General features: G+C 44.9%; 10 protein-coding genes. 1 reads left to right on the top strand and 9 read right to left on the bottom strand.

Annotated elements, in window-relative coordinates; all coding sequences use genetic code 11:
* Positions 1–65 precede the first annotated feature (65 nt).
* The gene (locus tag RMO27_RS10270; RefSeq protein ID WP_309732034.1) at positions 66–212 is read left to right on the top strand and encodes a hypothetical protein; all 147 of its coding nucleotides are present in this window, start codon (positions 66–68) and stop codon (positions 210–212) included.
* Here RMO27_RS10270 and apcB read toward each other — a convergent pair.
* The 9 genes from apcB to RMO27_RS10315 form a co-directional block, all read right to left on the bottom strand.
* The gene (gene apcB, locus RMO27_RS10275) at positions 209–718 is read right to left on the bottom strand and encodes an allophycocyanin subunit beta (protein WP_309732035.1); all 510 of its coding nucleotides are present in this window, start codon (positions 716–718) and stop codon (positions 209–211) included. The two genes, RMO27_RS10270 and apcB, sit on opposite strands and share 4 nt — an antisense overlap.
* Positions 719–859: 141 nt before the next feature.
* Positions 860–1,153, bottom strand: coding sequence for a hypothetical protein (locus RMO27_RS10280; RefSeq protein WP_309732037.1), 294 nt, complete (start codon positions 1,151–1,153; stop codon positions 860–862).
* Positions 1,154–1,535: 382 nt separating this feature from the next.
* Complete coding sequence (gene dndC / locus RMO27_RS10285; protein WP_396133660.1) at positions 1,536–3,098, bottom strand: DNA phosphorothioation system sulfurtransferase DndC; 1,563 nt, start codon at positions 3,096–3,098, stop codon at positions 1,536–1,538.
* Positions 3,099–3,113: 15 nt separating this feature from the next.
* Positions 3,114–4,070 carry an HNH endonuclease gene (locus RMO27_RS10290; RefSeq protein ID WP_309732043.1) on the bottom strand — a complete coding sequence of 319 codons (957 nt, stop codon included), beginning with the start codon at positions 4,068–4,070 and terminating at the stop codon, positions 3,114–3,116.
* A 142-nt stretch (positions 4,071–4,212) separates the two neighbouring features.
* Positions 4,213–4,755 (bottom strand): RES domain-containing protein, encoded by a 543-nt coding sequence (locus tag RMO27_RS10295; RefSeq protein ID WP_309732045.1) that lies wholly within the window; start codon positions 4,753–4,755, stop codon positions 4,213–4,215.
* Positions 4,756–5,127, bottom strand: a complete 372-nt coding sequence (locus RMO27_RS10300) for a transcriptional regulator (RefSeq protein ID WP_309732047.1) — start codon at positions 5,125–5,127, stop codon at positions 4,756–4,758. It abuts the gene before it with no gap.
* Between the two features lie 405 nt (positions 5,128–5,532).
* A complete protein-coding gene (locus RMO27_RS10305; RefSeq protein WP_309732048.1) occupies positions 5,533–5,742 on the bottom strand; it encodes a hypothetical protein in 210 nt (69 codons plus the stop codon).
* 93 nt (positions 5,743–5,835) lie between these two features.
* Complete coding sequence (gltD, locus tag RMO27_RS10310) at positions 5,836–7,320, bottom strand: glutamate synthase small subunit (RefSeq protein ID WP_309732050.1); 1,485 nt, start codon at positions 7,318–7,320, stop codon at positions 5,836–5,838.
* A 278-nt stretch (positions 7,321–7,598) separates the two neighbouring features.
* Positions 7,599–8,292 (bottom strand): NAD(P)-dependent alcohol dehydrogenase (locus RMO27_RS10315; protein ID WP_309732052.1); only part of this gene is annotated, 694 nt, incomplete at its 5' end.

The raw sequence follows: 8,292 nt of genomic DNA on the forward strand, positions 1-8,292 counted from the left end.
GGGATCTTTAAAGCAGCCGATCCAAACAACCCAAGTGGGTTGTTTGCTCGATCGAGCTTACCAAATTGCATAAATTGATACCAAAAGCGATCGTCACCGCTGCTAACCTCAAGATAGCAGCGGTGACGATCGCTTTTGGTATCAATTTATGCAATTTGGTAAGCTCGATCGAGCAAACAACCCACTTGGGTTGTTTGGATCGGCTGCTTTAAAGATCCCGTTCGCTCATCTCGCGGGTCATATGGTCGAAAGGTGCATCCACACAGCTAGTATCGGCGATTCCCGCCGTTACCAACTGAGCCTTGACGAGATCTTTGATGATTTGGATACCCCGCACTGTTGGCCCGATGGGAACACCTAGAGAGTTATAAGTCTCTCGCAAGCCTTGGAGGACGCGCTCGTCCAAGACATTGGTATCTCCAGCAACGATCGCATAGCTGGCATAGCGCAGATAATAATCCATATCCCGCAAACAAGCTGCATAACGCCTGGTTGTATAAGAGTTACCACCAGGACGAATGAGTTCTGGCAATTCTTCATATAGCTGCAAACTTGCCCGTTTGACAATCGCGGCTGCATTGGCATTGATTACCCCCGCAGCAGCAATTCTCGCCGCTCCAGTATCAAAATAGGATTTTAAGCTATCGATCGCGTTTCGGTCTAAATAACGACCTGTGATATCGTAAGTTTTAATGAGATTTGTTACAGCATCCCGCATGAGATCGTCCCAACAATTATTCTTTTATCGGTTTATCAGTATCGCAGAAAATTGACCTCATGCGGGAGAAGTGCGTTACAATTCGCAATCGGATCTTCAGCTTCGGTGGCACAGGCACAGATCGATCCCCGCTGCCAGCGATTAGACATTAGTTACCAGTTTTCGCGGGCTATCTACTCCAAGTGGGGAGTTAGGGATGGCTTTATGCCAGGGATTCAACCAATTAAATCCCGTCCCAGCGCGATCGACTAATGTTAATTCTTCAGGGTAGCGCGGCTGGGGATCGATCGCGAGGATCACTGGTGGCACCATCATCGGATCGTAAGCAATCACAGTATCGATCGTCCCTGGACGGTGCTTAACTTCCACCTTTTGGCCAGGGTGGTAGATAGATCCTTCTGCTGGCGTTTCCTGCCAATCCGTTCGCTCCCTCATTACTACGATCCCCCTTATACTACTGATTAGCTTTACTTATCTTGATGATAAATGAAATTATCTGGCAGTAAATAGTATTTGGTTAATTACGATACTTTTTTTTAAGATTTCGTCCCGATTCACACCTTACGACAGCTCTAACGTACTATTTCTGGGCGTAGATCTAGGGTACCCAACAAGGGGCACCCCTACAAGTTAATTGTGTAGGGGTGTCCCTGTCTTGACGCACTCTGCGTCGGAGAAAACCTCAGATCCCTGGTCTTTACTAGTTTTTATGTATTGGTGCAAGATGCGATCCGATCGATAGTTGCGCTTGGAGGTGCCAAGATCGATCTTTACGACAGGAGAGAATACATTAGTCAATGAATCTACTGCTCAAACATCATTCCCCCTCTGTTGCCTCATCAGTCTTAAACTTCATCTGCGCCCAGGTTAATTGCTTCACCTTACCGACATCACCCTGACTGGCAGCCTCCTTCAAATCGCGCTTCTCATGGGCGATAGCGATGGCTTCTGCTTTCGATCGAGAACTACTATCGAAACACTTTTCGAGGTTTTCAAAAACCCCCCGCCGTGATTTGGTAGCATGTTGGCGTTCGGTATCGAGCAACTTTGCCATCAATTCTAGATGCATGGCATCATCGTTACAGATCTCTTCTAAGATCGACCATTCATCCCCGCCTAAGAGTTGCTTTTCCTGGATGCGATTATCTTTAAAAGGTTTGCCCATTACTTCTTCATAAATGCGCGGTAAACTATCGTCAAATTCATGTTTCTCTTCCAACCAAATTCGTCTGACTTCGCCTAGTTCTTCATCAGTAATCAGCGTAATATCTCGCATATCTACTGGCGCAGTTTGCTGGATTTGTACCTGTGCTTCTAGCACCCGCCGCAACCAATGTTCGCGCCAGAATTTAGTATAGGGACCAGGAATTGGGATCACTTCAGTCTCATCTTTCTTGTCTTTAGATTTACGCTCAAAAAGTTCTACTTTCCCATAGATTCGCCGAAAATCACGTTTATCATGATCGTCATAAATATCTAGTTCGTTCCGCAGATCTAATAGTGGCTGTAGCCATTCTTTCTCTTCATCGTTTTGAATCATTGCCTCCATTGACTTATCTTTGCTTACCAACGTACATACCCAGCACCCAAAGCGCGAATCACCACAGCTAGCTGTAGATGTATCTACGACTAAAGGACATTCATTATCGGCAGTCGCACCTCGATACAGGGTAAATAAGTCTTTATTGTTTCCGCCCCAAGGATTTTCAAACTGCATCAGGTACATCCACACCTCGTCAGTCCGCCAATCTTCGATCGGTGTATAAATAAGAGAATTAGCTAAATTAGGATTGGGACTTAATCTATCTCTGACTCTACCTACTTCATTCTTTTTCAAAACTGCGGCACGAACAGAACTTTCACTTTTACGGGCACCTAAAACAATAATGGTTTCACCATAAACTCTCAAAACATCACGAATAAATTGATTGACTGGTTTGATTTTCATCCGTTCCGTACACCACCGGAAACCATTCCGTGGAGCTGGATATCCCTTGCCAATCAAGCATGTCCAAAATGAGTTTTTTACTTCAGGCTGAAGTAAATGTGGCTCGAATGGCATTGACTTTTCTTTAGCTGCCGCTGTTAATATTTTGATCGATCGATCGACCCAAGCTGAAACGATCGGATTTTCTACTAATGTATCTGTGGTCATCACATAAATTTTCTTGTGTCGCCGCTCGACGGGCAATTTCTCGATCGCAGTCCAAATCAATTGTAAGATTGTTGATGAGTCTTTACCCCAAGAAATTCCAATTACCCACGGGATACTATCACTAATATATAGATCTTGAATCTCTTGAGTAAGTTCTTGAATATGTTCTACTAATTGTTCTAAATTTCGTGATGAGGGCAAAGCTATCTGAAGATCGTTCACAATATATAATTTAATTAATTAAGGCTTGAATTTATTATCTCGATGCCATTTTAATGATTCTAGTCTTGGGAAATACTGTTCATTGTTAGGCAATACGATCGATTCATGATGAAAGTCTTGCATCGATCTGGCATGTGGTGAATCATCATCTAGTCCCTGTCCGACTAATATGCGATATTTATCATCGATACTAAACCAGCCTAAATCGAATGCCCAATGGTGATTTTTACACAAAGATATTCCATTATCCATCCTACTATCAAAGGATTGAGAAAAAGGGATGATATGAGCACCATCAACAATATTTTGATTAGGATTTCTGATGATTTTTAATTTGCAGAAAGCGCATCTATAATCATATTCTTCCACAACTGATTTGCGAAAGAAAGAACTTCTAACAAATGACTTGCGGAATACAAACTTAATCTTTGAGTCTGGATTTTCTAGTTCTATTTGTTCTGCGTTCTCAAATCTTTGATTGACATCAAAAGTATCACTGAGTTTAATCTGGCTATCTGCAAACCAAGTAGCTACTAAGCTATCTATCAATACTTGTCTAGCCAATGAATCTTGAAGAAGATCGAATAACGTATCATCTAAACAAGCATAATCTACGAATTCTTTTAACTTATTAGTAGTTTTAATTCGTACACCTGTAAAATTATCTTTGAATTTAACATGCCAAAATCCACTACTTCGCAAGTGAACGAATGGATAATGCAGCGCATCTGTATAAATAGACTCACCAACTAAAATACTCCAATATCTTTTGAAAACCTCAATTAACTCATCAGATACTAGAATACGATTTTCGACGATCGATCGTTGAGTAATTAGTTCTAATACCGCTAAAATCAGAATTGGTTTATGGCTAGCCAGTCCACGTTCTTTGGTTTTACTTACCTTGAGTTTAGCAAAACATTTGCAATAATAGTCTAAATCTTTGTACTGAGGTGCTGCTACTGATTTAATCATATCGACAGAGTTGCTAGCGATATGTATATACCTAACATATCTCTTGTAAATTATAGCATGTGCAAGTTTTTAAAAACTAAATTCACTCGATCGGGTTCATTCAGAATCTGAATCGACACACTATGAGAGCGGAGCAACAACATCAATCGATCCGAAAACTCCCATCACTAACAACGTTCGGTAAAAATTCCCGCACATCTGAAGGCAGTTTTTCTAAAAATAGCACCAAACACCACTGCTCGACATCATCCAAAAACGCCATCGATGGGACAAATATCGCCGTTGCTGGGGTAGTATAGCGAATAAAATTAGCACAAGCTCTAGCAATATCTCGATTTTGGAAGCAATTAGGTGCGTCACCAAGGGACAATTCTTGCCATACTTCCGGTTGACACAAATTCAATACCCGTTCTAGCCTGACATCAAATCGATAGACGATTCGCTCTTGGATCTGTCGCGCTAGCGATGTCGATCGATCGACCTCAAAATGTCGTGCGTACTCAGCTAGAGCAATATTTTTCTCCTTAGCCAAATATAGTGTTGTTTCTCCGTAAAGATTCCAGCGATTTTCGGCACTCCTACCCGCGTAACTAAAGTCGTAGATATCATACTGCTGCTCGGCTAGCTTGGGAATATGCCGCACGGCAGTGCCCTGCCACGGCTGAATGTATGATTGAATCGACATCTAGAAGCCCAATCCTTCAAAATCTGCTGCCAAGGCACTAATCACCCGATCGAAATCGCCAATTTGCATGAGATCTAGGGCAGTATATCGTTCGCGAAGCGTTGCCTTTGGCAAGTCGAACACGGGAAGTGGAGTAGTTAAAAATTCTTTCAAGCCATCAAGGGTGTAAACCATCAACCCTAGAGTGACGATCTCATCTAATTTAGCTAATCTAGCTTGAGCATCAGCATCTTTGAGCGGTAAATGTTGTTTTTCCGCACGATTGACAGTCTTACTACTGACTTTTAGTAAACTACTGAGTTTTTCTTGAGATAGGGACAATTTCTGTCGAATTATGGCTGGATCTAGTCTGGGGGAAGTTGCAGTAATCATGACATAGATGCTGATTTACCTCGATTCTAGCATTTGTCCGGTCAAATGTCCAGTCATGTATGAGCTTTGTTGTATTACACCTTCGATATACATTTTAACGCCTCTTTCTCCTTGCAATGGCTGGCCGATCGAGTAAAATATGCTTTAGATATGTGACTGCGATCTGATTTGCAACAGTCATACTGATGCGAGCAAGGATGTTTATGATGATTGGAATAGTCCAGAAATGAGTATTTATGACAAATACCGATTGTCAAAAGACCCATGCAAAACCCAATGAACCCAATGTTCGATCGACGATCACGTCATTTTATTAGGTTCAAATATTGGTGCTGTTGGGTTTCGCTTCGCTCTACCCAACCTACAGCTAAATTTAATTATCAATTATCAATTATCAATTATTAATTAATAACTATCGTCATCCACATGAGCGTGAACTGTTAGCTCATGATTGACTTGATTGAGTCGATCGGAAATAGCTTTGCGCCACTCTAAACTAATCTCAGGATCGGCTAATACTTCCTGTGCTGATTGTCGGTACATCGCACTAGTTGTCGGATCGACTAGATCGATCTTTTCGAGATTATCGTAGACAGTTTGTAATGAGACTTGCATGTTATTTACCTCGATGCAGTTGTTAATTGACGATCGTGTTCTTACTTTGAGAAGGAAGGTCAATTTAATTAACATTCCTTCTCATAACATACCCTAGGGCAAGTCAGTACTTCCCATCAGATACAGATCGCATTCACGAGCGGCACCACGACCTTCATTGAATGCCCAGACGACCAGACTTTGACCGCGACGGCAATCGCCAGCGGCGAAGACACCAGGAATACTCGTGGTGTATTTTTCGTGTTCGGCTTTGATATTGCTGCGAGGGTCTTTTTCCAAACCTAGTGCATCCACAAGTAGTTGTTCGGGGCCGAGAAAACCCATTGCTAGCAGTACGAGTTGGGCGGGGTTCACTTTTTCGGTGCCTGGAACGTGTTGGAGGACAAACTGTCCCTGTTCGTTTTTCTCCCACTGAACTTGAACCGTGTGAACGGCGGTGACATTGCCATGTTCGTCGCCCTCAAATTTGGTAGCGGTGGTGAGATAGGCACGCGGATCGGCACCAAATTTCGCGGCGGCTTCTTCTTGGCCGTAGTCCATTTTGTACACTTTCGGCCATTCCGGCCAGGGATTATTGGCGGCGCGGGTTGCTGGGGGCATGGGCATGATTTCTAGCTGCTCGACGCTGTTGCAGCCGTGGCGGATCGAGGTGCCGACGCAATCTGTCCCCGTGTCGCCACCGCCGATGATGAAGACATCTTTGCCAGCGGCAGAGATAAAGTCACGATGTTCTTTGCCGTCTAATACCGCCTGGGTATTGGCTGTGAGGAATTCCATTGCGAAGTGGATACCTTTGAAGTCGCGACCTTCGATCGGCAGATTGCGCGGTTTGGTGGCTCCAGTGCAGAGGATGACGGCATCATAGTCTTTGCGGAGATCTTCAGCACTAAGATCTTTACCGACTTCGACGTTGCATTTAAAAGCGATGCCTTCGGCTTCGAGGAGTTCAATCCGGCGCAGCACGACTCGTTCTTTTTCCAGCTTCATGTTGGGGATGCCGTACATCAGCAATCCGCCCGGTCGATCGGCGCGTTCTAATACTGTCACCCAATGTCCGGCTTTATTAAGTTGAGCGGCGGCACAGAGTCCAGCGGGGCCAGAACCGACGATCGCGATTTTCTTGCCCGTGCGTTGGGCGGGGGGTTCGGGGACGATCCAGCCCTCTGCCCAGCCTTTATCGACGATCGAGTGTTCGATGCTTTTGATCGTCACTGGTGGGTTGTGGATGCCCAGTACGCAGGAGCCTTCGCAGGGTGCGGGGCAAACTCGACCCGTGAATTCTGGGAAATTGTTGGTTTTGTGAAGCCGATCGAGGGCTTCGCGCCAGAGTCCGCGATAGACCAGATCGTTCCATTCGGGGATCAGGTTATTAATCGGGCAACCGCTGGCCATGCCACTAATTAGCGTTCCGGTATGGCAGAAGGGAGTGCCACAGTCCATGCATCTAGCTCCCTGATTGCGGAGCTTTTGATCGGGCATGGGCAGGTGAAATTCGTCCCAATTGTGAATGCGATCGAGTGGGGCGAGTTCGCCTTCGACTTCGCGCAGGTATTCAATAAATCCGGTTGGTTTGCCCATAAGGGTTAAATATAATCGCTTAAATAATTTAAATAATTTGGGTGGTTTAGCTGGAGGCTGCGGTGTCTATTCTAGTCGGTTCGATCCATACTAGGTAAGTATTACTTCAATCTTCTTATCTTAGCTTGAGAGTTTAAGTCGATCGTTGGCGATCGCTGTTGATTAAACTTAACTCAACTATGTCTTACTACAAACCGACTTCTCGGACAAGCCAGGTACGATCTCGGCTCTTTTCAACGGCATCGAGATCGATCGCCTCATTTTGTCATGTGTTGGATTTATACTTCCAAAGTTACGACTACATTTCCCTTTTTATGCCCTGTGTCCACATAGCTGTGCGCCTCCGCGATCCGATCGAATGGATAGGATCGATCGATGTATGGTTTGAACGATCCCGCTGCTGCTAAGTTGGCGAGCAACTGGACATCCTCCACCCGCTCTGCTACTGGTCCAGCAATCGCTTTCTTGCTACCAGTCATCGATATCAATGGTGCGATTAGGATATCTGGCAATCCAGCTAAAATCTGTAACAGACGACCGCCTGCTGTCAGCGAATTTTTGACACGATCGAAGGGAGCCGTACCGACGGTATCGACGATGATGTCATAGGTTTGACCATTAGCTGTAAAATCCTCTTTGGTGTAATCGATCGCGCGATCGGCTCCCAACGACTGCACCAGTTCTAGATTCGCGGTACTGCATACTCCCGTTACATCTGCGCCCAAGTATTTGGCAAGTTGCACCGCCGCTGTCCCAACACACCCAGCGGCACCATTGACGAGGACTTTTTCACCGCTTTGAAGGTTTCCTCTGCGGAGGAAATCCCATGCCGTCGTGCCGCCAAAAGAGATGGCGGCAGCTTCTTCGTAGCTGAGATTGTCTGGCTTGAGTACCACCATCCCATCTGCGGGCAGACACTTGTACTCGGCATGACAACCCATGCCCGCACCACTAAATCCTAAAACTCGATCG

It is taken from the genome of Chamaesiphon sp. OTE_75_metabat_556, from assembly GCF_031378165.1.
Lineage (GTDB): Bacteria > Cyanobacteriota > Cyanobacteriia > Cyanobacteriales > Chamaesiphonaceae > Chamaesiphon.